Here is a 23,644-nt window from a genome sequence, read left to right as displayed (position 1 = left end):
ACCCACTCGTCAGTTGCGGGTGATGGTGAAGGTGGTCGTGGGGTTTTCGATGTCGCGGTAGTTGTTGGACAGCTGCAGGTTGTTGAAGGTCACCGACCCGACGGCCGGGCCCTGACCGGCCTCCGGCATGGGGTTGGCCCAGACGGCGTAACCGGACTTCGCGTCGTACGCGTCACCGCTGCGCTGGGCACCGGTGATCGTGACGTTGGTGAAGACGGTGTCCTTGATCGGGTTGTGCGGCTGGCCGCCCACGTAGTTGGTCTGGAACATGATGCCGGCGTACGTCGGGTCGACGATGTCCACGTTGGAGACCCGGATGCCCTGGAAGACCTTCGACGCGGAGAAGACCCAGATCGCCGGGAAGACCTGGTTGCCCCAGAAGTGGCCACCCGCCCGGACGATCGAGATGTTGTCGAACACGGTCGGCGGGCTGGCGCCGAAACCGTTCATCGGGTAGCCGAAGTCCAGCGAGCTGATCGTGATGCCCGAGTAGACCAGGGTGTCCGCGATGTAGATGTTCTTGAACGTGTTCGCGTACCCGCCGTAGACCGCGAGACCCGCGGCCCGCCAGGTCAGCGTCGACGACAGGTTCGAGTAGACGTTGTTGATCTCGTCGGAGCCGCCGGCGTCGATGGCGGAGAACAGCGCGAAGCTGTCGTCACCGGTGGCCCGGGCGTCGTTGTTGTCGACCAGGTTGTCGGTGCTGCCGTTGGTCATGTTGACGCCGTCGGCGAACATGTTCCGGATCCGCGAGTTGGTGATCTTCATCCGGTCGGTGTTGGCGCCCCAGTAGAGGCACACCGTGTGCTCGGCCCAGATGTTGTCGATCGTGATGTCGGCGACGTTGGCGAGGTCGAACACCTTGCCGGGGCCGTCGATGCGGATCGTGTAGTTGCCGAAGAACGCGAAGTTCGCGAACGTCGACCCGTTGGCGGTGGCGTCGGCCCGGAAGCCGGCGTCCGTCTCGGACTGGGTGGACGGGGTGTGGAAGCGGGTGTACCAGGGGCCGGCACCGACGACCCGCAGGGCCTTGCCGTACACCTGGAACTTGTTGGCCGTCTGGTAGTCGCCGGCCGGCAGGTAGACGCCGATCTTGGTGCTGTCCTGACGGGCGGCGTCCAGCGCGTTCTGCACCGACTGGTGATCGAAACCAGACGGTACGACATAGCGAGCGGTGTCCGGATTACTCAAAGGAGCAACCTGCTCGGTGTTGATGAAGTCGATCGCGATGGCGCCGGAGTTCGCCGCGTCCTTCTGCAGCTTGATCGTGCTGCCCGCCGGGAACGATCCGGTCAGCATGATGTTCGCCTCGTCGTAGATGTGGCGCGGACCGGTACCCGAGTTCTGCGGGTTGGTCTCGTTGCCGTACAGCCACGCGAACTTCGAGGTCAGCGGCAGGGTCTTGTTCAGCGACCCGTTGACGTAGACGTTGATCGAGCTGTTCGTGCCGTCCGGGATGGAGAACCGCGCGACCACGGTGTTGGTCGCCGCCCGGGTGGTCCACTGCACGTACGCCCCGGTCTGGTTGAGCGTGACCGCCCGGCGGCCGGACGCCTCACCGGCCAGGTCGCCGACGGTCCGGTTCGGGCCGACGGTCTGCGCGCCGCCGCCGGTCTGACCGTCCTCGGCCTCGTACATGTCGTACGGCATGTTCGCGCCGCGGCCCACGAAGAACGACTTCTCGCTGGTGTTGTTGGCCCGTTTGACCTCCAGCTCGTTGGCGTCGGCGGCGACCACGGTGCGGACCGTGTACCGGCCGTTCGCCGCGGTCCAGGTGCCCAGGTTGATCGCCGGCGAGGAGGCGCCGGCGGCCAGGGTGCCGGTCCACGAGCCGGTGAAGGTGCGCACCACTGTCGTGCCGCTCAACAGCGTGAGGGTCACTGCGTGCGCGCCGCCCGCCGACGCGGCCGTGCCCTGATTCCTCAGAACCACCGAGAAGCTGACCGACTGGCCGGCGGCCGGGGTTCCCGGCGACCAGCTGACCACCGAGGCGACCAGGTCCGAGCTGCTCACCGGCGCGACGACCAGGTTCGACGGGTTGGTGTACGAGTTGTTCGCGTCGTTCGTCTCGACGACCGTGTTGGCCTCGTCCACCCTGGCCGACAGCGGGTAGGTGCCGGCGTTGCGGGCCCCGATGCTCGCGGACACCGTCGTGGCGGCGCCGGCCGCGAGGACGCCGACGCCGGCCGTGGCGACTCTGGTCGTACCCAGGTAGAGGTTGACGTTGGAGGCCGGCGAGGCGGCCGAGCCCGCGTTGCGCACCGTGGCCGACACCGTGATCGCGTCCGTCTCGACCGGCGTGGCCGGGGAGAACGACATGGCGGTGACCGTGAGGTCCGGGTTCGGTGCCGGGACGCCGATGACCTGGAACTCCGCGACCTGGCCGCTGGGCGCGCCCGAGTTCGCGGTGAAGGAGAGACGCAGGTCCGCGGCGGTTGCGCTGACCGGGACGGTCACGGTGTTACCCGAGGCCGGATTGAAGGTGTACGACGCGGAGCCGGCGATCGTGGTGAACCCGGACGCCGACTGCTCCCGCCCGAGGACGGCGAAGGTCTGCTGCCGGGTGCCCCACTCGGTGGCCGGGTTCAGCTTGACCACGACCGACTGAACGGTGGCGTTCGAGCCCAGCTTCAGGGTCAGGTTCGCCGGGTACGCGCTGCCCTCCCAGTAGGTGGCGGTGTCGTTGTCGTTCGCGTTCGCCGCCACGAAGGTGTGGATGGTCGACGACGCCTCGATCGGCTTGCCGACGGCGAGGTTGCCACCGGTCACCGGGGATCCGGTGCGGGTGACCGTGTTCGAGGCCGCCGACTCGTTGCCCGCGGCGTCGGTTGCCTTGACGTAGTAGGCCACCGTGGCCGTCGCCGGCTGGCTGTCCGTGAACGTCAGCCCGGTCACCGTGGTCTTCAGCGTCCCGTTGGCGTAGACGTTGTAGCCGGTCACGCCCACGTTGTCGGTGGACGCGCCCCAGGCCAGCCGGATCTGCCCGGTGGCCGGCTGGGTGTAGGAGAGCGTGCCCGGCGTGGTGGGCGCCTGGGTGTCCCCGGACGCGCCGGTGCGGGTGACGGTGGCCGACGGGGCCGACACGTTGCCGGCCGCGTCCTTGGCCCGCACGTAGTAGGACACCGTCGCGCTGTCGGGCTGGTAGTCGGTGAAGGTCAGCGCGGTGACCGTGCTCCGGAGCTGGCCGTTGGCGTAGACGTCGTAACCGGTCACGCCGACGTTGTCGGTCGACGCGTTCCAGGTGAGGCGGACCTGGCCGCTGGCCGGCTGCGAGTGGGCGAGGTTGCCGGGTGCGCTCGGTGCCTGGCTGTCGCCGCTCACCGGGCCGTAGATCTCCACCTCGGACAGCTGTCCCGCCGCCCAGCCGGTGTTGCCGGTGACGTTGACCCGGACGAACCGGGCGCCGGCCGCGGTGAAGTCGATGGTCACCGTGTTGCCGGAGGCCGGGTTGAAGGTGTAGCCGGTGGACGCCTTCAGGGTGCTGAAGGTGGTGCCGTCGGTGCTGCCCTGGATGCTCAGGGTCTGCGTGCGGGTGGCCCAGGCGGCGGCCGGGGGCAGTTTCAGGACGGCCTGGTTGACCTGGGTGGCGGTGCCGAGGTCGACCTGGAGCCACTGCGGGAAGGCGTTGTTGTTGCTCTCCCAGTAGGTGTTGGCGTTGCCGTCGCCGGCGTTCCCGGCCGGGTAGACGTCGGTGAAGCTGCTCGCGGAGAAGGTCTTGCCGGCGGCGAGGTTGGGGCCGGCGGCCTGGGCGGCCGGGGCGTGCAGGAGGGCGGCGACGACGGCCGCGGCGGCGGCTGTCGCGATGAATCTCAGTCTGAATCTTGACATGGTGGGGAGCGCACCTTTCGTCGGATTCCGGGGGACCCGCGCGGGCCGCGATCGGTGGGACGCGGCCCGCGCGGGGGACTTAGGAGGCGGTTCTCAGGCGCAGCCAGACAGCAGAGTCCTGGGGGAGGAGGTCACCGTCGAGCGGGCCGCTGGTGAGCAGGCAGGTCTCGTGCTCCGGCAGGGGGATCGGTGCGCCGGAGAGGTTGAGGACGCAGGCGAAACCCGGCCCGCGGGTATAGGCGATCACTGCGGGATCGACGTCGAGCCAGGTCAGAGGCGCGTGGTGCAGGGCCGGCTCGGCGTGCCGGACCCGGATCGCCTCCCGGTAGAGCTCCAGCATCGAGCTGGGGTCGCCGGTCTGCGCCTGCACGGTCCGGTCCTTCCACTCGGCCGGTTGCGGCAGCCACGGTGCGGCGGTGCTGAACCCGAACGGCGGCTCGTCACCGGACCACGGCAGCGGCACCCGGCAGCCGTCGCGGGTGTGGCCGCGCCGGGCGTACATCGGATCGTGGATCTCCTCGACCGCGATGTTCTCGTTCTCCCAGAGACCCAGTTCCTCGCCCTGATAGACGTAGGCCGCGCCGGGCAGCGAGAGCGAGAGCAGCGCGGCGGCCCGGGCCCGGCGGGTGCCGAGTTCGAGGTCCACCGGGGTGCCGTCCAGGTTGTTGTCGAAGCTGAACGTCGTGTCGGCCCGGCCGTACCGGGTGACGTGCCGGGTCACGTCGTGGTTCGAGAGCACCCAGGTGGGCGGGGCGCCGACCGTGGCGTGTGCCTCCAGCGTGCGGTTGATGCAATCCCGCATGAGGTACGGATCCCAGGCGCACCCGAGGAAGTCGAAGTTGAAGGCGGCGTGCAGTTCGTCCGGGCGCAGGTAGTTGGTGAACCGCTCGACCTCGGGCATCCACACCTCGCCGATGAGGGCCCGGTCCGGGTACTCGTCGGCGATCCGCCGCCACGACCGGTACACCTCGTGCACCCGGTCGAGGTCGTGGAACGGGTGCGGGGCGCCGTCGGTCACCTCGGGCAGCGTCGCGTCCTTGTGCAGCAGCGCCGCCGAGTCGATGCGGATGCCGTCGACACCGCGGTCGAACCAGAACCGCAGGATGCTCTCGAACTCGGCCTGCACGTCCGGGTGCTCCCAGTTCAGGTCCGGCTGTTCCGGGGTGAACAGGTGCAGGTACCACTCGCCGTCCGGGGCCTGGGTCCAGGTGGTCCCGCCGAACTCCCCCGTCCAGTCGGTGGGCATCCCGGAGCCCTTGCCGGGACGGAACCAGAAGTACTCCCGTTCCGGCGCGTCCGGTGAGGCGAGCGCGGCCTTGAACCACGGGTGCTCGCTGGAGATGTGGTTGGGGACGATGTCCACGATCATCCGGATGCCGGCGGCGTGCGCCTCCGCGATCAGCGCCTCGGCGCCCTCGAGGGTGCCGAAGACCGGGTCGATGTCGCGGAAGTCCGCGACGTCGTAACCCGCGTCGGCCATCGGTGACGGGTACCAGGGGCTCATCCAGATCGCGTCGACGCCGAGGTCGCGCAGGTGGCTCAGGCGGGCCCGGATGCCGTCGATGTCGCCGACGCCGTCACCGTCGGCGTCGGCGAAGCTGCGCGGGTACACCTGATAGATGACCGCGCTACGCCACCACGGACCTGCGTCTGGTGTGGACACGAGCACCTGCTTTCTGTCGTTACGTAGGTACGTCTGTGCAGAGACACTTCCGGTGTGTGAAGTTCGGGTCCGATACGGACCCCAACTTCACACGCGGGTCAGCCTTTGAGGCTGCCGGAGGTCAGGCCGGACATGATGTTCCGCTGGAAGAGCAGGAAGATCACGACGGTGGGGATCGCGGCGATGACCGAGGCGGCGATCACGACGTTCATCGGCGTGCCGCCCGCGAAGGAGTAGATGCCGACGCTGACCGTGCGCGTCTCCGGTGACGGCATGACCAACTTCGGCCAGAGGAAGTCCTTCCAGACCGCGGTCACCGCGAAGATCGACACCACGCCGAGGATGGGCCGCGAGATCGGCAGGATGATCGACCAGAGCGTGCGCAGCGGCGTCGCGCCGTCCACGAAAGCGGCCGCCATCAGCTCCTCGGGGATCGAGTCGAAGAACCGCTTGAGCAGGAAGATGTTGAACGCGTTGGCGACCAGCGGCAGCCAGATGGCGAACGGCGAGTCGAGCAGGTTCAGGTGCAGGATCGGCAGGTCGATGACGGTCACGTACTGCGGGACGATCAGCACCATCGCGGGAATCATCAGGGTGGCCAGCATCAGGCCGAGGATCGCGTTGCCGAGGACCGGCCGGAGCTTGGACAGCGAGTACGCCGCGGCGGTGTCGAACACCAGCTGGAACAGCACCGCACCGGCCGCGTAGTAGAAGGTGTTGAACAGCAGCTTCGCCAGGTCGAGGTTGTTCCACGCGTCCACGTAGTTCTGCGTCTGCGGATCCTGCGGGAACAGCGTCGGCGGCGTCTGCGCGATCTCCTGGCCGGACTTCAGCGCGCCGGTCACCATCCAGTACAGCGGCCCGAGGAAGACCAGGGTGAACACCGCGACGACGAGCGTGAGCAGCGTCCAGTAGATGACTTTGCCGCGGCCCCGTCGGAGCTGGGAGGGCGAGATGAGGGTGCGGGTCATGTCGTCGCTCAGTCCTGTCTCGTGGTCAGGCGCACATAGGCGGCGGAGAAGGCGGCCAGCACGATCAGCATGATCACGCCGAGGGCCGCGGCGCCGTTCAGGTCGTTCTGGAAGAAGCCGTGCTGATAGATCAGGTACGCGACCGAGGTGGCCGAGTCCTGCGTGCCCGCGCCGTTGGCGAGGATCAGTGGCTCGATGAACAACTGCATGGTGGCCACGATCTGCAGCATCGCCAGCAGCGCGAGGATCAGCCGGGTCTGCGGGATGGTCACGTGCCGGATCCGCTTCCAGACGCCGGCGCCGTCGAGTTCGGCCGCCTCGTAGAGCTCGCCGGGGATGTTCTGCAGGGCGGCCAGATAGATCAGCACCGCGCCGCCCATGTTCATCCAGGTGGAGGCGAGCACCATGGCCGGCATGGTCATCGTCGGCGACTGCATCCACTCCGACGTCGGCAGGCCGACCGCCGAGAGGATCGCGTTGAACAGGCCGGCCTCGCTCGGGTCGTACGCGTAGAACTTGAACAGGAACAGCGCCGACGCCGGCGGCAGCATGACCGGCAGATAGACCAGGACCCGCAGGTAACCCTTGGCGTGCCGGAACTCGTTGAGCAGGATCGCCACGAAGAACGGCACCGCGAACCCGAGCACCAGCGCGAGCGCGGTGAAGTAGAAGGTGTTCTTCCAGGCGACCCAGAAGCTCGGGTCGGCCATGATCCGGGTGTAGTTGTCCCAGCCGACCCAGCTGGTCTCGCCGCGCCGGGTGCGCTGGAAGCTCATCACGACGCCGCGGATCATCGGGTACCACATGAAGAGGGCGAAGCAGACGACCGCGCCGATCAGGAACGTGTGCCCGGTGAGGTTGTCCCGGAGTTTGCGGCTGCGCCGGGTGGTGCTCGGGGGCGCCACCGGCCGGGGTGGGGCCGGGGCTTCAAGGATCGCCAAGGAACGTTCTCCTGTAATCGTTCGGGCGGTGCGGGGACCGGCCGGTCCCCGCACCCTCCGGGTCAGCTGCCGGCGGCCAGCAGCTGGTTGACCTTCTCCTCGGCCGTCTTGAGCAGCGCGTCGATGTTCGCGTTCGGGTCGGTCAGGACACCGGACATCGCCGAGTCGAGCACCGCGTAGATCGCCTGGGCGTTGCGCGGCTCACCCTTGATCGGCACCGGGGTCGCCTCGAACAGCGCGAAGTTGGCGGTGTCCACGTTGGCGTTCGCCTTGCGCAGCTCCAGCTCCTGCTTCTGTGCCTCGCTGCCGCCCGCGAACAGCAGCGGCTGCGGCAGGCCCACCGGGTAGTTCTGCGGCTTGGCCCGCACGTAGTCGAACTGGCCCTTGCCGGGGGTGAGCTTCTGGTACGCCAGCCACTTGAGCCCGGCCTTGACCTGCTCCGGGGTGAGGTCCTTCTTGAAGAAGTAGCCCTCGCCGCCGCCCAGGGTGCCCTTGGCGGGGCCGTCCTGGCCGGGCAGCGGTGCCATCGCCCAGTCCTCGTACTTGCCCTGGAACTGGCTGACGATCGCCTGCGTGCTGTCCGGCGCGCCGATGAACATGCCGACCTTGCCGGCGCCGGCGTTGGTCAGCAGGTCGCCCCACTGCAGCAGCTGGCGGCTGCCCATGCTGTTGTCGCCGTACCGCATGTCCTTGAGGTTCTGCAGGACCTGCTTGCCCTGGGCGTTGTTGAAGGCCGCCTTCTTGCCGTCCTCGCTCAGGATCTGTCCGCCCTGGGAGTAGAGCAGCGCGGTGAAGTGCCAGCCGCCGGTGTTGCCGGCGCTGTACTCCGAATATCCCGCGATGCCGTCGCCGAGCCCGGAGATCTTCTTGGCCGCGGCGCGGACCTCGGCCCAGGTCTTCGGCGGGTTGTTCGCGTCGAGGCCGGCCTTGGCGAAGAGGGTCTTGTTGTAGACCAGGCCCATCGAGTAGTTCTTCACCGGCACCGCGTAGAGCTTGCCGTCGGCGCTGAAGACGTCCTTCAGCGCCGGGTCGACGCTGTCCCAGGTCGGGATGGAGTCCTTGCTGACCAACGACGAGATGTCCATCGCCTGACCGGAGTCCAGCACCTGCTGAAGGTCGGTCATGTATCCGTAGAAGACGTCGGTCATGGTGCCGCCGGCCAGGCGGGCGGTGAAGTCCGGCGGGTTGTTGCACTGCTCGCCGACGCTGACGCTCTTGACGGTGATGTCGGGATTCTCCTGCTGGAAGGCGGCGACGTCCGCGTTCCAGTTCGCCAGGAGCTCCTTCTGGGCACCGACCGGCTGGCAGTCGACCGTGATGGTGACCTTGCCGTCGGCGCTCTGGCCGGAGTCGTCGCTCTTGGTGGAGCACGCCGTGAGGCTGAGCCCCAGGCCGGCCACGAGCGCCAGCGCCGCAACCTTCCGGTACTGCGGTACGGACATCTGTCCATCCCTTCGGGAACGGGTGTATCCAAGGGTTTCGTTATCGGTGTAGTGATCACGACCAGGAGGGAGTGAGTGGAGTCACTGTAACGAGGCGGACTTGTGTCGGCAAGGTTTCGATCGTGCTTTGAAAAAACACGACTGCAGCGCGGCAGCGGAAGACATTTCAGCAGAATGTCCCGGTAGGCCCGTTTAGGTAGACAGCAAAAAGGCCGCCGACCAAGGTCGGCGGCCTGAAAAGAGACGTCAGTGGCTGGGCGCCGGTCCGGTGGAGCCCCGGACCACCAGCTCCGGCTCGAACAGCAGCTCGTCGCTGAGCACCCGGGCCTCCTCGATCTGGCTGACCAGGATGTCCACGGCGGCCTGGCCCATCGTCTCGATCGGCTGCCGCACCGTGGTCAGCGGCGGATCGGTGCAGGTCATGAACGCGGAGTCGTCGAAACCGACCACCGACACGTCGGCCGGCACCGCCCGGCCGAGCCGCCGGGCCGCCCGGATGGCACCGAGCGCCAGCACGTCACTGGCGCAGATGATGCCGGTCACCCCGCGCTCGACCAGCTTGGTCGCGGCCACCCGGGCGCCCTCCATGGAGAAGCTCGACCGCTCCACGCACGACTCGTCCTCCCAGCCGGCGACCTGGATCATCGCGGTCAGCTTGCGGCGGGACGGGACGTGTCCCTCCGGGCCCAGGACCATGCCGATCCGTTCGTGCCCGAGGGAGCGCAGATGCCCGTACGCCTGCTCGACGGCGACGGCGTCGTCGGTGGAGACCCGCGGGAAGCCGAGCTCGTCGACGCCGGCGTTGACCAGCACCACCGGCAGGCCCCGGTCGGTGAGCCGACGGTAGTGCTCGTGCGAGGCGTCGGCCAGCGCGTACGACCCACCGGCGAAGATCACCCCGGAGACCTGGTGGTCGAGAAGCATCTCGACGTAGTCGGACTCCGGCACGCCGCCGATGGTCCGGGCGCACAGTGCCGGCGTGAATCCGCGCTGCGCGAGCGAGCCGGTGACCACCTCGGCGAGCGCCGGGAAGATCGGGTTCTGCAGCTCGGGCAGGACCAGGCCGACCAGCCGGGCGCGCTCGCCGCGCAGTTTGGTGGGCCGCTCGTAACCCAGGACGTCGAGCGCGGTCAGCACCGACGCGCGGGTCGCCTCGGAGACGCCGCTGCGCCCGTTGAGCACCCGGCTGACGGTGGCCTCGCTGACACCGGCCTTCTTCGCCACCTCGGCTAGTCGTTTCGTCACGACGGAATCCTACGTCAGATTATTGCAAGAACAGAACTTCATCTTGCGGGTACGAACAGAGGCTTGCGACACCTCATGCTGCCACTGTCGAGCGGGCCGCGCGAGGGTGCACGCGGAGTAGATGTCCGTCCGACGTGAATCGGTTAAGCCGTCGCTCAGCGCGAACAGCGGCTCGGCAAGACTTGCATCCGACGATGAAAGCCCTTCAGCGGGCGGTCCGCGCGATGCTCGACGGCCGGCGATGTCGATTACGCCCGGGCCCGTTCGTCAACCAGATGATCTGAATCCATCTCGACGGGAGACACCGTGCGCTACGTGATGATCCTGACCGGCGACGAGACCAACTGGTTCGAGCCGAAACTGCCCGACGGCCTGATGGCGGAGGTCGGCCAGTGGTGGCAGAAATGGGCCGCGGCCGGGAAGGTGCTCGACGGCGGCGCCGAGCTGCAGCCGACCAGCACCGCCAAGACGGTCGGCCCGGGCCCGGACGGCAGGCCGGAGGTCACCGACGGGCCGTACCTGGAGCTCAAGGAGGTCGTCGGCGGCTTCATCCTGCTGGAGTGCGACGACATGGACGAGGCCGTCGCGGTGGCCGCCGGCTGGCCCGGCATCACCGCCGTCGGCGACAAGGTGGAGGTCCGGCCGCTCATGGAGCGCTGAGATCCAGCTCGTCGAGGCGACGCGTGAGCAGTTCCCGCTCGGCCGGGTTGGTGGCCAGCGCGAGCGCCCGCCGCGTCGCCTCGGCGGCCTCGGCGTCCCGGCCGAGCCGGCGCAGCAGGCCGGCCCGGGTCGCGTGCCACAGCCGGTACCCGTCCAGCCGCCCGGCCAGGGCGTCCACCTCGGCCAGCGCCTTCTCCGGCCCGTCGACGAAACCGGTCGCCACGGCCCGGCCGAGCAGCACGACCGCTGTCGGCCGCATCGTCGCCAGCAGGCCGTAGAGCTGATGCACGGTCACCCAGTCGGTCCGCTCGTAGGCCGGTGCGAGCGCGTGCTGCGCCGCGATGGCGGCCTCCAGCTGGTACGGGCCGGGCGCGTCGCTCGCGGCGGCCCGCGCCAGGCGGCGCAGCGCGGAGACGATCAGGTCGGTGTCCCAGCGGGCCCGGTCCTGGTCCTCCAGCAGGACCAGCCGGCCGGCCGCGTCGAAACGGGCCGCCGACCGTGACTCGTGCAGCTCCAGCAACGCGGTCAGGCCGGCCACCTCCGGCTCGCCCGGCATCAGCGCGCTGAGCTGCCGGGACAGCTCCAGCGCCTCGCCGGCCAGGTCGCGGCGCTCCGCGGTGTCCGCCGAGGAGGCCAGGTAGCCCTCGTTGTAGAGCAGATAGAGCACGCGGAGCACGGCCGGCAGCCGGGTGGCGTACTCCTCGGGCGGTGGGGCGGCGATCCGGACCCGGTGCTCGCGGAGGTGCCGCTTGGCGCGCACCAGCCGCTGGGCGGCGGTGGCCCGGGGCAGCAGGAACGCGGCGGCGACGGTCTCGGCCGGCAGGCCGGCCACGGCGTGCAGGGTCAGCGCGATCCGGGACGGCTCCGGCAGCGCGGGATGACAGCAGGCGAAGATCATGGCGAGCCGGTCGTCGGCCGAGGGCGGGCCGGGCGGGACGGCCGCCAGCTCGGCCGCCTTGGCCCGGCCGGTGGCCTCCCGGCGCAACCTGTCGACGGCCTTGCGCCAGGCGGTCGTCACCAGCCATCCGGGCGGATTGCGGGGTACGCCCTCCGCGTCCCACCGGCGCAGCGCCTCGGCCACCGCCTCCTGCAGCGCCTCCTCGGCCAGATCCAGGTCACCGAGCCGGCGGGCCAGCACACCCAGCACCCTGGCCGCGTCGGCGCGCCACACCTGATCGATGACCGTCCGCGCGTCGTCCACCGGCCCAGTCTTTCGCAAAAACTGCTCCCCGCCGGTGGACGGGATGGGATGTTTGCGGAGATCGGGCAGAAAGGGGCCGTCAGCACATGTCGGACTGGGAGCAGAACGACTGGTCGGCGCAGGACCGGCAGCGGGACTCGGCGAACCGCCTCGCCAACGTCAGCAACGACATGGCCACCGCCACCCAGGCCGCGGTCCGCGCCGCCGAGACCGCGGTGCAGGTGATCCAGCGGCTGGAGGCGAGCAGCACCGAGATCGGCAAAGTGGTGCAGCTGATCGCGACGATCGCGAAACAGACCAACCTGCTGGCACTCAACGCGACCATCGAGGCGGCTCGGGCCGGCGAGTCGGGACGCGGCTTCGCCGTGGTGGCCAGCGAGGTCAAGGACCTGGCGAACGAGACCGCCACCGCGACCAGCGAGATCGGCACCCAGGTCGGCGGCATCCGCGCGGACACCCAGAACGCGGTGTCCGCCATCGAGGAGATGCAGGGGCTCATCGAAGAGCTGGATCGTTGTCAGAAGGTGATCAGCGCGATCGTTGTGGAGCAGCAGGCGGGCTGAGGAAGACTGGGGGCCATGGCTCGCAGGCGCGCTCCCCGGACCCCCTCGCTCTGCCCGTGCGGGCTCCGGGCGTACCCGCAGTGTTGTGGTCCGGTGCATGACGGGAAGCCGGCGGCCGACCCGGAAGCTCTGATGCGCTCGCGCTTCAGCGCGTTCGCGCTGGACCGGGCCGACCACCTGCTGCGCACCTGGCATCCGCAGACCCGTCCCGAGTCGGCCGCCGGCGACCCCGGGCTGCGCTGGGTGCGGCTCGAGGTGCTGAGCACCGGTGGCGGCGGTCTGTTCGACGCCGAGGGTACCGTCGAATTCCGGGCGCACTATCGCGACGGAGGCACCGCGGGCGTGCTGGAGGAGAAGAGCCGGTTCGTCCGCCACGACGGTCAGTGGGTGTATTGGGGCCCGCTGTGACCCTGTCCCCAAGGAAGTGATCATGTCGGCACAACGGCCCCTCGAAGACGGCATCGTCAAGGACTTCAAGGTCAATCTCTCGTACGGGGAGTACCTGCGCCTCGACGAGATCCTCAACGCCCAGCATCCGGTCAGCGTGCCCGAGCACCATGACGAGCTGCTGTTCATCCTCCAGCACCAGACCTCGGAGCTGTGGCTGAAACTGGTCATCCACGAGCTGCGCGCGGTGCAGGAGCACCTGGCCAAGGACGAGCTGCGCCCGGCGCTCAAGGGGCTGGCCCGGGTCAAGCACATCCAGCGCACCCTCACCGAGCAGTGGTCGGTGCTGGCCACCCTCACCCCCAGCGAGTACGCGGAGTTCCGCAGCTTCCTGGGCACGTCCTCGGGCTTCCAGTCGTACCAGTACCGGGCGATCGAGTTCCGGCTCGGCAACAAGGACCGGCGGATGCTCGCACTCTTCAAGGACCACCCGGCGGCGCTCGCCCTGCTCGAGGACGCGCTCGGGACGCCCAGCGTCTACGACGAGTTCCTGCACTTCCTGGCCCGCCGCGGCCACCAGGTGCCGGTGGAGATCCTGCAGCGCGACGTCACCGAGCCGTACGAGTACCACGCCGACCTGGTGCCGGTCTTCCAGCACATCTATGAGAACGCCGAACAGAACTGGGACGTCTACGAGGCGTGCGAGGAACTCGTCGACCTGGAGGAGAACTTCCAGCTCTGGCGGTTCCGCCACCTCAAGACGGTGGAACGCACCATCGGCTTCAAACGCGGCACCGGCGGCTCCAGCGGGGTCGCGTTCCTGAAGGCGGCGCTCGACCTGACATTCTTCCCGGAGCTCTACGCCGTTCGTACCGAAGTCGGAGTGCCTCGTTGAGCGACGATCTGCCGGCCCGCGCCGCGGCTCTGGACGCGGCCGACCCGCTCGCCCCCTACCGGGACAGATTCATCACCCCACCCGCCGGTGAACTGCTCTCCTATCTGGACGGCAACTCGCTCGGGCGGCCCCTCGAAGCCACCGCCCGGCTGATGGACGAGTTCGTCCGCGACCGGTGGGGCGGCCGGCTGATCCGCGGCTGGACCGAAGGCTGGCTGGAATGGCCGCTCACCCTCGGCGACCGGCTCGGCGCGGTGGCGCTGGGCGCAGCGCCCGGGCAGACCGTGATCGCCGACTCCACCACGGTGCTGATCTACAAACTCGCGACGGCCGCGGTGGCCGCCCGGCCGGGGCGGCGCAAGGTCGTGCTCGACACCGACAACTTCCCCACCGATCGGTACGTCCTGGAAGGCATCGCCGCCGCGCAGGGCCTCTCGCTCGTCTGGATCACCACGGACCCGCTGACCGGCATCGAGCCGTCCCAGGTTGCCGAAGCCGTCGACGAGGACACCGCGCTGGTGCTGTTCTCCCACGTGGCGTACCGGTCCGGGTGGCTCGCCGACGTGGCGGAGATCAACCGGATCGCGCACGCGGCCGGCGCGCTGACCATGTGGGACCTGTGCCACTCGGCCGGATCGGTGCCGATCTCCCTCGACGAGTGGGGCGTCGACCTCGCCGTCGGGTGCACCTACAAATATCTGAACGGCGGGCCCGGGGCGCCGGCCTTCGCCTATCTGCGGCGCTCGCTGCAGGACACGGTGCGCCAGCCCATCCAAGGCTGGATGGGGCACCGGGCGTCGTTCGAGATGGGCCACGGGTACGAGCCGGCGCCGGGCATCCGGGCCCTGCTCAGCGGGACACCGCCGATCCTGGCCATGGTGCCGTTGCACGCCAACCTGGACATGCTCGCCGAAGCCGGGATCGACGCGGTGCGGGCCAAGTCACTGCTGCTGACCGGGTTCGTGCTGGAGCTGGCGGAGGCCTGGCTGGCCCCGCACGGGGTGACCGTGGCAAGCCCGCGGGAGGCCGGCCGCCGGGGTGGGCACGTGACGTTGCGGCGGGCCGGCTTCGAGCAGCTGCTGGAGCCGCTGTGGGACAGCGGGGTGATCCCGGACTATCGGCGGCCGGACGGGCTGCGCATCGGGCCGGCGCCGTTGAGCACCAGCTTCGGTGAGGTCTGTCAGGGGCTGTCGGTCCTGCGCGACCTGGTCGAGAAGCAGCGGTGAGCCGGGAGACCCAGGAGCCGGCGTCCGCCGCCGGCCCGGCGTCCACTTCTGGCGCGGGTTCTTCGCCGGGCTCGGCGCCCGGCGCGGGCTGCTGTGGTGGGGCGTCAGGGGGCGGCTGTGCGTTGGCCGGTCTGCGGTCGGCGTGCGGCACGTCCGGCGGTGGGGCCGGGGCTCCGGGCGGAGCCGCTGCCGGGGGACGGCGGCCGACGGTCACGCCGCGGATCGGGTGGCTGACTGCCGACACGGTGTGGTGGGGTGGACGGCTCCGGGCCGGTGTGGCGTTGCGCGTCGCCGCGGACGGGGTGGTCAAGCCGGTTCCGGCCGAGCTCGCGCCGGCCGAGGGCACCCGCCGTTTCCCGGGCACGCTGCTGCCGGGGCTGGTCGATGCCCATGTGCACTCGGCGCTGGTCGACCTCGGCACGGTTCGCACCGGGGGGATCGCGTCGGTGTGGGACCTCGGTGGCGTACCGGCAAAGGTCGAAGAACTGGCGACCCGAGCCCGGCGGCCCGGGTCGAAGCTGCCGCAGATCCGATATGCCGGTTTTTTCCTGACCGCTCCCGGCGGCTATCCCAGTGACCGCGCGTGGGCACCGGCCGGCAGTTGGCGAGAGGTCCACTCCCCGGCGGACGCCGGCGACGCGGTGGCGGCCGCCTGGTCCGGCGGCGCGACGTTGATCAAGGTGACCGCTCACGCCGGTGGTCCTCTACTGCCGCAACCGACGCTCAGGGCTCTCGCCGACGCCGCGCACGCCGCCGGCCTGGAGGTCGTCGTGCACGCCGAGGGGCCCGGGACGGTTGCCGCCGCCTACGCCGCCGGTGCCGACATCCTGGCGCATACGCCCTGGACAGAGCGGCTCGAGGACGCTCTCCTGCGGGACTGTGCCGCCCGGATGCGCTGGATCAGCACGCTCGACATCCACGGCTGGGGTGATCCCGACCCGGCGCGTGAGGTCGCCGTCGGCAATCTGCGGGGCTTCCTGGAGCACGGCGGGAGTGTCCGCTACGGCACAGACCTCGGCAACGGGCCGCTCCCGCCGGGGATCAATGTCCGGGAGATCCGCGCGCTGCAGTCGGCCGGTCTCGCACCTGGACAGGTTCTGACCGCGATGACCGAAGCTGACAGCACCGAGATCAGCTGGGTCCCGGCCGGACTCGACCTCGGCCCGGACCGTTTCGCCGACGTGCTGGCCACCGCCCGCGTGATCGACGACGACGTCCAGCCACGCGCCTACCCGTGACCACGACCCAGCCGGCGGTGAGGCAGCCGAAACGCGCCGGCATCATGCCGCGTGTGAAGTTTCGGCTCATATCGAACCGAAACTTCACACACCGGTTGGGCGGCGTCGGGTGGGCGGGCGTCGGGTGGGTAGCGCCGGCTGGCGGAACTGCGGTGGGCTGCCCGGGTCAGGTCAGGGAGATCGCGGTGCCGGTGGCGGCGCTGCGGCGGGCGGCGTCGAGGACCTCTATGGCGCGCACCGAGTCCCACGGGTCGACCGGCAGCGGGCCGGAGCCCAGCACCGCCGAGGCGACCGCCGGGTAGAAGGTGTCCCACCGGCCGCGGCAGCTCTCGACCGGGGCGCCGGTCGCGCCGCGGAACAGGTGGCCCCAGCGGTGCTCGGGTTCCACGCCCCAGCGGTCGCCGAGCTTCGCCGGGGTGCGGCCGTCCTTGAGCAGCGTCTCCTGGTGGTCGAGCTCCCGGGAGATGTAGGTGCCGGCCGAGCCGGTCACCCGGAACCGCGGCCCGGGGCCGGCCTGCCGCCAGCTGCCCCACAGGTGGGACTCGACGCCCGAGGTGTGGTGCAACGCCACGAAGAAGTCGTCGTCGAGGGGTTCGCCGCGCATCTCCGCGTACACCCGGGTGGCCGGGCCGTGCAGCTGGAGCGCCTGGTCGACCAGGTGCGAGCCGAAGTCGAGGAGGGTGCCACCGCCGGCGGCCTTGGGTGTGCGGTCCGGCGCCCAGCGCTCCATCCGGGACTCGAAGCGGCGGGCCTCGCCGAGCGAGCCCTTCTCGAGCAGCTTGCGGATGGTCAGAAAGTCGGAGTCCCAGCGCCGGTTCTGATAGACCGTCAGCGGCACGCCCGCCGCCTCGGCCTCAGTGACGACCTTGCGGGCGGTCTCGGCGTCCCCGGCGAACGGCTTGTCGACCACCACGGCCAGGCCGAGCGCGATCGCTTCCCGGGCCAGCGTGGCGTGGGTCGCGACCGGCGTGGAGATCGCCACCCCCTGCACCCCGTCGGCGGCCAGGCCGGCGATCGAATCATATGTCCGGACGCCGGGGAGATCCGCCGCGACCTGGGCGCGACGGTCGGCCGACGTGGTGACCACTCCGGCGAAGTCGATGTTCTCCGCCGAGGCGATCAGCGGCGCGTGAAACACCCGGCCGCCGGTGCCGTACCCGACCAGCCCGAACCTAACCCGCTCGATCATGCCCGGAAGTTTTTCACATCCGTTGCCGTCCTGTTGCACACCAGCCCCACCGTTACCAGTGACGCACGCCTCACTACACAGCGTGATGAATGAGGCTCATGTCGGATGGATGACGGGGACCGTCGAACAGCCCTTCGCGCGGGAACAATCGAGCGATGCAGAAAGAACGGACTCCGTTTTCCGACATCGACGGTCTTCCCGAGCCGATGACCGCGCTGGTGTTGGACGCGCTGACCGCGATGGGTCGGCACCCGGAGATCCGCCGGGTTCGCGCGGCGGCGCTCGGCGCGCTCCGCCCGGCGCTCGGGCAGCGTCTGATGGACGCGGGCTCCGGCGGCGGTGAGGTGGCCCGGCTGCTGGCCGCCGAGGTGGGCGACGAGGGTGAGGTCGTGGCCCTCGACCACTCCGCGGCGATCACCGCCGCCGCGATCGGCCGGCACGACGGCAGCAACGTGCGGTACCTGACCGGCGACGTGTGCAGGCTGGACCTGCGCGACGACAGCGTCGACGGCGTCTGGTGCGAGCGGGTCCTCCAGCACGTCGAGGACGCCGAGCTGGCGATCTCCGAGCTGATCCGGGTGACCCGCCCCGGCGGCCGGATCTGCCTGATCGACACCGACTGGGCGTCGCTGGCCTTCGACGGGATGCCGTCCGGGCTGGGCGACATGGTCATGTCACACACCCGCGGGCACTTCACCCCGACACAGTTCGACATGGGGCGTACGCTGCGCCGCCGGCTCGTCGCGGCCGGGCTCTCCGCGCTCGAGGCGACCCCGGTGACCTGCTTCTTCGACACTCCGGCCTCGGCTGCCGTGGTGCTGCCGATGGTCAACCCGCACGTGCCGGAGGAAGCCTGGGCCACCCCGCCGGGCCTGCGCGACGAGTGGCTGGCGTGCGTCGACGCGGCCGGGGCGAGTGGCACCTTCCTGGCCGTCCTGACCATCTGGGTGGTGGCCGGCACCGTGTAGCCCGGGTTAACGCTTCCGCTGGTACCAGAGCATGATGAAGCTGACCAGCTCCCGGGTGTCCGCCTCGGTCCGGTCCACCACGGTCAGCGTGTAAAGGTTCCCGCTCTGGATCCAGGAGATCTGCTGCGCGGCGCCGATCACTTCGATCCGGACCGGCACCCCGGAGATCGTCGTGTCCTCCTGCCGGTCGGCGTGCGGGTGGCCCGGCGGCAGGGCGAAGCGCTCGCGGGTGCGCAGCAGCTCGATCCGCTTGCCGGGCCCCTCGGTCTCCCGGTCGGCGATCATGGTGCGGCTGGAGATCGGGCCCAGCTTCGTCTCCGGGAAGAACTCGTAACGCTGCGACATCGCCGAGGGATCCGGGTACGCGGGTGCCGCCGACGAGGGCGGCGGCGCACTCGGCGACCACGTCACGGAAGCGGTCGGTCGCGGTTCTGCCGGCAGGGGTACGGGCTGGGCGTCCTGCCGCCACGGCGCCACCAGCACGACCGCCGTGACAGCGAAGACCGCCAGCGCCGCACCGGTGACAGCGGCCGCCCGCCGGTGGCGCCGGTGCCGTTTGCCGGCGGCGAGCACGTCGGCGGCCGACAGGGGCGCCGTCCCGGCCGCGACCTCGTTCAGGGCGTCCCGAAGGTCGGAGGTGCGCATCAGTTGTCCCCTCGGCTCGTCCGGGTGGCCGCCATGCCCGGATCGGGGTCGATGGCCACCCGCAACTTGCGGAGCGCCTTGTGGCACGTCGATTTCACCGTGCCGACCTGGACCCCGAGGATCTGGGCGACGTCACGTTCCGTGTAGTCGTGCAGGTACCGCAGCACCACCACGGACCGCTCGGCGACGGTCAGCTGCTGCAACGCGGCCACCAGGGTGTGCCGGTCGGCGAGGGCGGCTGTCTCGTCCACCGTCGACGAGTTCTCCGGCAGCGTCTCCACCAGCTGTTCGCGTCGCCGGTGCGCCCGGCGCCACCAGTCCGTCACCGAGTTGGTGACGGCCCGGCACACGTAGCCGTACGGGTCGTCCTGCTCGATCCGGTCCCAGCGGGGGTAGGCCCGGGTCAGCACGGTCTGTACCAGGTCGCGGGCCCGCTCGCGGTCGCCGCAGAGCAGCTCCGCGTAGGCGACCAGCCGCGCGGAGCGGGCGGACACGAACGCCACGAAGGAGTCGTCCGTACTCATGGTTTTCCAGACGACGCGGGGCCGTGAAAGGTTGGCGCCGCACCCGGGATCGGGTGCGGCGCCGGGAGGACGAAGCGGTCAGGTGACCGGGACCATCCGGTGCAGCAGGCGGTCCAGCGGCATGCTGGCGAAACTGATCCGCACGTCGCTGGAGGCGTACGGCAGCCAGAACCGCCCGTCGTGCACGAGCCCACCGCAGGAGTAGAGCACGTTCGGCACGTACCCCTCCCGTTCGATCTCGTCCGGGTCGATCAGGCCTTGCGGCAGGTCCGCGATGACCCGCTCCGGGTTCTCCAGGTCGAGCAGCATCGCGCCGATCGCGTACCGCCGCATCGGGCCGACGCCGTGGGTGAGCACCAGCCACCCGGCCTCGGTCTCGATCGGTGAACCGCAGTTGCCGACCTGGATCAGGTCCCAGCCGCGGTGCGGGACGAGCAGCGGACCGGCCGGCTGCCAGCGGTGCTGTTCGTCGCGGATGGCGAGGCCGAGCGTCTCGCCGTCGGAACGGCAGAGGGCCATCTTCCGGCCGTTGATGTAACGCGGGAACAGGGCCATGCCCTTGTTGCGGGCGGCCGGGCCGTGCAGCGCTGTCACCTCGAAGTGCCGCAGGTCCCGGCTGTAGATCACCCGGCCGGCGATGTTGAACCCGTCGTACGCCGTGTAGGTCGCCTGGTAGGCCGGCCGCCCGTCCGGGTCGATCACCTGCACGAAGCGGGCGTCCTCCATGCCCCGGCTCTCCGAGGGCGTGGTGGGCCACATCACCCGCTGGTGCAGCGGCATGGTGGCAGGGAAGGTGACCGCGTAGTCGTCGCCGACGATCCGCCGGATCAGCTCCAGGGTCATCGGGGTGCTGGGCCGGGCCAGGATCTCCGCCGGCAGGTGACTCAGGATGTCCTCGAAGATCTGGTCGTCGTACCGGTCCGGCAGGGCGCCGAGCACGTACGCCGAGGCCTCGTTGTCGATGTCCTCGTCGCCCAGCGCCGCGAAGAGCTGGTGCTTCATGTGTTTCGCGCCGACCCGCTGGCCGATGCCCAGCGGGCCGCCCCGGTCCTCCAGCCGCATCGCCGAGCCCGGGCCGAGCACCACGCTGCAGAACCCGATCGAGGAGATGTGTCCTTCGCCGATCTGCCGCAGGCTGAGCGCGGCGCGCAGCTCGCCCGGCGCGAGGTCGCTCTGGTCCGGGTGCGGCACGATCGACGGGTTGCACAGGGCCGCGGCCTCCACCGAGAACTCGTGGCTGAAGTACGCGCCGATCAGGGTGCGGGCGGCCGGGGACAGCTCGATCTCGGCCGGGACCCGGTGCTGGACCACCTCGTAGTGGTGCTGGAAGACGCCGAGGACGTCGTGGTGCCGGCCGGAGAACCGGCTCAGCACGTCGTCCAGCAGCGTGCTGATGTCCGACTCGTCGAGCTGGAGGACCCGTTCGATCAGGCAGGACGCCCGGTTGTGGGTGATGTGCGCGTCCTCGCCCGGCACGAACAGCTTGATCACCACCCGGCGGGCATCCGGCGTCATGGTGATGTTGTGACGGGTGACGTCTTGCGTATTCACAGTTGCGGTCACGCTAGGCCGCCTGACGGTCGGGTCGCGCTCCGGCTCGCCAGCGTGCGGGCATGCTGCAGCGTGGAGACGAGCGCGAGGGTGGATTCGGCTCCTTGGTTCAGATTAGGACCATCAGCCGTCAATCCGTCATAACAACCGGAAGTCTCCGGGTCGTACATCACCGTTCCGGTGTCGTTGTCGCCGAGGAACCAGGTGATCGCCTGGAACAGCGGGGCGTCCCAGCGCTCGTCCCCGGTGACCGCGGCGGCCGTGGCGCAGGCGTCCGCGGTGGCGGCGGCCTCGATCGGCTGCTGGTCGAACCGGTGCCGCGCGACCCCGGGCCGCCACCCGCCGACCGGGACGGTCGAGAGGTGGCCGTGGTTGTCCTGCATGTCGCAGAGCCAGGAGAGCATCCGCAGCCCGTCGGCGAGCAGGCCCTCGTCGCCGAGCAGGTCGCCGGCGGCGATCACCACCTCGGCGAGCGACGGGTTCGCGTACGTCAGCTCGCGTTCCGGCCAGGCCCAGTCCGGGTCCGAGCCGGGCACCCCGACCACGGTCGCCGCGTCGCCGAGCAGCCGGGCGGCGTCCCGGTCGTGCGGGTCGGCGCGCAGCACCTCGGCGGCGCCGAGCCCGGCGAAGGCCATCGCGCGCGGCCAGGGCGACCGGCAGCGCACGCCCTGGCGGAACGCGTTCATCGCCTCGCGCCGGATCCCGCCGGTCCCGCCCCGGGCGGCGGCGGTGCCGAGCCCCCACAGGGCCCGGCCCCACCAGTCGCCCGGCGACGGTTCGTCCAGCCACCGCCGGTCGTAGCTCAGCCGGTTGCGGAACGAGCCGTCGGCGCCCTGCGCGTGGGTGAGGAAGGCCAGGTAGCGCTCGGCGTGCCGGATCAGCTCCGGTGCCGGGCGCGGCTCCCGGCAGGCGAGCAGCAGGCCACGCGACACGTCGTCGACGCAGTAGCCGTGCTCGCGCCGGGCGATCGCGTTGCGCGCGTGCTCGAGCAGCCCGGTGTCGTCGGAGAGCCGGAACACGTGGTCCCAGCGCGGTTCCGGAGCGTCCACGAGCCGGATCGGCGGAGGGATCAGCCGCAGCGGGGACGTCACGCCACCCCACCTCCCGGCCCCTCGAACCTGTGTGGTGACCTGCGGCGCGCTCCGCACCCGAAGTCCCCACGCTGGTTCGTGGGGTGCGCTCCGGATGCCGAGTCACCACGCCGGAAAGTGCTCATGCGGGGATCGTGGCGGCGGCCAGCGGGCGGCGGCCGGCCACCAGGCGGGCCGCCAGGGACTGGTAGCGCGCGGCCACCGCGGGCCAGCGCAGCGTCGGGCCGCCGGCCAGGCCGGTGAGCCGGCCGGGCAGACCGGGCTCGGCGAGCACCCGGCGGACGGCCATCGCCATCGCCTCCGGATCCTGATGTGGTACGAGCAGCCCCGGCCCGTCCGCCAGCAGCTCCACGGCGTGCGGGAACTCGGTGGCCACCACCGGCACCCCGGCGCCGACCGCCTCGATCAGCACCCCGGAGGTGACCTGCTCGGTCGAGTCGTAGGGGAGCACCACGGCGTCCGCCGAGCGGATCAGCCGGGACAGGTCGGCCGCCTCCAGATAGACGTCCGACCAGCGCACCTGGTCGGCGACGCCCAGCTCCTCGGCGAGCGCCTTCAGCGAGTCCCGGTAGACGTCGCCCTGCTGTTCCAGCACCTTGGGGTGGGTCCGCCCGGCCACTGTGTAGACCGGGCTCGGCGCCACGTCGCCGAGCAGCGCGAGCGCCCGTAGCGCCCACTCGATGCCCTTGCCCGGCCCGAGCAGTCCCCAGGTGAGCAGGTGCGGACGGTCGTGGTCCTCGCGGGGCACACCGGCGTGGCTGCCGGCGCCGTGCGGGATCACCGTGATCTTGCGGGAGTCGACGTCGTAGTGCGTGGTGAGCCGGCACCGGGCGGTGTCGGTCATCGTGACGACGGCGTCGGCGGCCGCGCCGATCTGTTCCAGGACGCTGCGCTGCAACGGGTCCGGGTGGGTCAGCACGGTGTGCAGCACGACGATCACCGGCACTCGCAGGGCGCGCAGCACCGGCAGGATCTCGGCGCCCGCGTCGCCCGGGTAGATGCCGTACTCGTGCTGCACGATCGCCACGTCGAAGCGGTTGAGGGCGGTGGTGGCGGCGACCCAGCCGCCGGGCCGGTCGGTGTGCCAGGTGTGCACGACGCGGGGCGCGGCCCGGTCCAGAGCGATCCCTCCGCCGGCGCTGTCGCCGGCGAGCAACCGCACCACACCGGAGCCGGCGGCGCCGGCGGTGAGATGTGTCGCCAGTGCGGCATTGAATGTCGCCAAACCGCATTGGGTGGGGGGATAAGTGCTCAGGAACCCGTATGTCGCGGGCATGACAGGGCCTTTCTCCTCGGCCGGCTGCCTATCCGCAGCACGGACTCAGCGCGCGCGGGCACGGTGTCGTAAACCGCGCGAGAACGGCGCGGAGACGGTCCGAAAAAAGGGCCCGGTTAACGCGCAATTCACATTGCGAC

20 protein-coding genes are annotated in these 23,644 nt (G+C 70.4%); 7 read left to right on the top strand and 13 right to left on the bottom strand.

Going from position 1 to position 23,644, the window contains the following annotated elements:
* Nucleotides 1–9: 9 nt before the first annotated feature.
* From AC0NH5_RS00265 to AC0NH5_RS00240, 6 genes are all read right to left on the bottom strand, one after another.
* Nucleotides 10–3,828 (bottom strand): discoidin domain-containing protein, encoded by a 3,819-nt coding sequence (locus AC0NH5_RS00265; RefSeq protein WP_474398436.1) that lies wholly within the window; start codon nt 3,826–3,828, stop codon nt 10–12.
* A gap of 79 nt (nt 3,829–3,907) precedes the next feature.
* Nucleotides 3,908–5,491, bottom strand: coding sequence for a glycoside hydrolase family 13 protein (locus tag AC0NH5_RS00260; RefSeq protein ID WP_474398433.1), 1,584 nt, complete (start codon nt 5,489–5,491; stop codon nt 3,908–3,910).
* A 98-nt stretch (nt 5,492–5,589) separates the two neighbouring features.
* On the bottom strand, nt 5,590–6,462 hold the full coding sequence (locus tag AC0NH5_RS00255) for a carbohydrate ABC transporter permease (protein ID WP_474398431.1): 873 nt from the start codon (nt 6,460–6,462) through the stop codon (nt 5,590–5,592).
* 8 nt (nt 6,463–6,470) lie between these two features.
* Complete coding sequence (locus AC0NH5_RS00250) at nt 6,471–7,403, bottom strand: carbohydrate ABC transporter permease (protein WP_474398430.1); 933 nt, start codon at nt 7,401–7,403, stop codon at nt 6,471–6,473.
* Nucleotides 7,404–7,465: 62 nt separating this feature from the next.
* Complete coding sequence (locus AC0NH5_RS00245) at nt 7,466–8,845, bottom strand: ABC transporter substrate-binding protein (RefSeq protein ID WP_474398428.1); 1,380 nt, start codon at nt 8,843–8,845, stop codon at nt 7,466–7,468.
* 246 nt (nt 8,846–9,091) lie between these two features.
* Nucleotides 9,092–10,090, bottom strand: a complete 999-nt coding sequence (locus AC0NH5_RS00240) for a LacI family DNA-binding transcriptional regulator (protein WP_474398426.1) — start codon at nt 10,088–10,090, stop codon at nt 9,092–9,094.
* 306 nt (nt 10,091–10,396) lie between these two features.
* Here AC0NH5_RS00240 and AC0NH5_RS00235 point away from each other — a divergent pair, with 306 nt between their 5' ends.
* Nucleotides 10,397–10,750, top strand: a complete 354-nt coding sequence (locus AC0NH5_RS00235; RefSeq protein WP_474398424.1) for a YciI family protein — start codon at nt 10,397–10,399, stop codon at nt 10,748–10,750.
* Here AC0NH5_RS00235 and AC0NH5_RS00230 read toward each other — a convergent pair.
* On the bottom strand, nt 10,737–11,951 hold the full coding sequence (locus AC0NH5_RS00230) for an RNA polymerase sigma factor (RefSeq protein ID WP_474398422.1): 1,215 nt from the start codon (nt 11,949–11,951) through the stop codon (nt 10,737–10,739). The two genes, AC0NH5_RS00235 and AC0NH5_RS00230, sit on opposite strands and share 14 nt — an antisense overlap.
* 86 nt (nt 11,952–12,037) lie before the next feature.
* On the opposite strand from AC0NH5_RS00230, the gene AC0NH5_RS00225 reads away from it, so the two are divergent.
* The 5 genes from AC0NH5_RS00225 to AC0NH5_RS00205 all read left to right on the top strand — a co-directional run bounded on the left by AC0NH5_RS00225 (nt 12,038) and on the right by AC0NH5_RS00205 (nt 16,260).
* Nucleotides 12,038–12,514, top strand: a complete 477-nt coding sequence (locus AC0NH5_RS00225; RefSeq protein WP_474398421.1) for a methyl-accepting chemotaxis protein — start codon at nt 12,038–12,040, stop codon at nt 12,512–12,514.
* A 93-nt stretch (nt 12,515–12,607) separates the two neighbouring features.
* Nucleotides 12,608–12,922 (top strand): YchJ family protein, encoded by a 315-nt coding sequence (locus AC0NH5_RS00220; protein ID WP_474398419.1) that lies wholly within the window; start codon nt 12,608–12,610, stop codon nt 12,920–12,922.
* 22 nt (nt 12,923–12,944) lie between these two features.
* A complete protein-coding gene (locus AC0NH5_RS00215; protein WP_474398417.1) occupies nt 12,945–13,796 on the top strand; it encodes a tryptophan 2,3-dioxygenase in 852 nt (283 codons plus the stop codon).
* Complete coding sequence (kynU, locus tag AC0NH5_RS00210) at nt 13,793–15,022, top strand: kynureninase (RefSeq protein WP_474398416.1); 1,230 nt, start codon at nt 13,793–13,795, stop codon at nt 15,020–15,022. The genes AC0NH5_RS00215 and kynU overlap by 4 nt, the downstream gene beginning before the upstream one ends.
* 122 nt (nt 15,023–15,144) lie before the next feature.
* Nucleotides 15,145–16,260 carry an amidohydrolase family protein gene (locus AC0NH5_RS00205; RefSeq protein ID WP_474398415.1) on the top strand — a complete coding sequence of 372 codons (1,116 nt, stop codon included), beginning with the start codon at nt 15,145–15,147 and terminating at the stop codon, nt 16,258–16,260.
* Between the two features lie 166 nt (nt 16,261–16,426).
* Here AC0NH5_RS00205 and AC0NH5_RS00200 read toward each other — a convergent pair whose 3' ends face one another.
* Complete coding sequence (locus AC0NH5_RS00200; protein WP_474398413.1) at nt 16,427–17,449, bottom strand: Gfo/Idh/MocA family protein; 1,023 nt, start codon at nt 17,447–17,449, stop codon at nt 16,427–16,429.
* A gap of 155 nt (nt 17,450–17,604) precedes the next feature.
* On the opposite strand from AC0NH5_RS00200, the gene AC0NH5_RS00195 reads away from it, so the two are divergent.
* A complete protein-coding gene (locus AC0NH5_RS00195) occupies nt 17,605–18,417 on the top strand; it encodes a methyltransferase domain-containing protein (protein ID WP_474398411.1) in 813 nt (270 codons plus the stop codon).
* A gap of 6 nt (nt 18,418–18,423) precedes the next feature.
* On the opposite strand, the gene AC0NH5_RS00190 is transcribed toward AC0NH5_RS00195, so the two are convergent.
* The 5 genes from AC0NH5_RS00190 to AC0NH5_RS00170 form a co-directional block, all read right to left on the bottom strand.
* Complete coding sequence (locus AC0NH5_RS00190; protein WP_474398409.1) at nt 18,424–19,062, bottom strand: hypothetical protein; 639 nt, start codon at nt 19,060–19,062, stop codon at nt 18,424–18,426.
* Nucleotides 19,062–19,586, bottom strand: a complete 525-nt coding sequence (locus AC0NH5_RS00185) for a SigE family RNA polymerase sigma factor (protein ID WP_474398406.1) — start codon at nt 19,584–19,586, stop codon at nt 19,062–19,064. The genes AC0NH5_RS00190 and AC0NH5_RS00185 overlap by 1 nt, the downstream gene beginning before the upstream one ends.
* Nucleotides 19,587–19,664: 78 nt before the next feature.
* Complete coding sequence (locus AC0NH5_RS00180) at nt 19,665–21,101, bottom strand: glycoside hydrolase family 130 protein (RefSeq protein WP_474398405.1); 1,437 nt, start codon at nt 21,099–21,101, stop codon at nt 19,665–19,667.
* 44 nt (nt 21,102–21,145) lie between these two features.
* The gene (locus tag AC0NH5_RS00175; RefSeq protein ID WP_474398402.1) at nt 21,146–22,228 is read right to left on the bottom strand and encodes a glycosyltransferase; all 1,083 of its coding nucleotides are present in this window, start codon (nt 22,226–22,228) and stop codon (nt 21,146–21,148) included.
* A gap of 121 nt (nt 22,229–22,349) precedes the next feature.
* Nucleotides 22,350–23,504 (bottom strand): glycosyltransferase, encoded by a 1,155-nt coding sequence (locus tag AC0NH5_RS00170; RefSeq protein ID WP_474398400.1) that lies wholly within the window; start codon nt 23,502–23,504, stop codon nt 22,350–22,352.
* Nucleotides 23,505–23,644: the final 140 nt, after the last annotated feature.

The organism is Actinoplanes sp. 13 (assembly GCF_056134165.1).
This window is presented reverse-complemented; position numbering and strand designations above follow the sequence as displayed.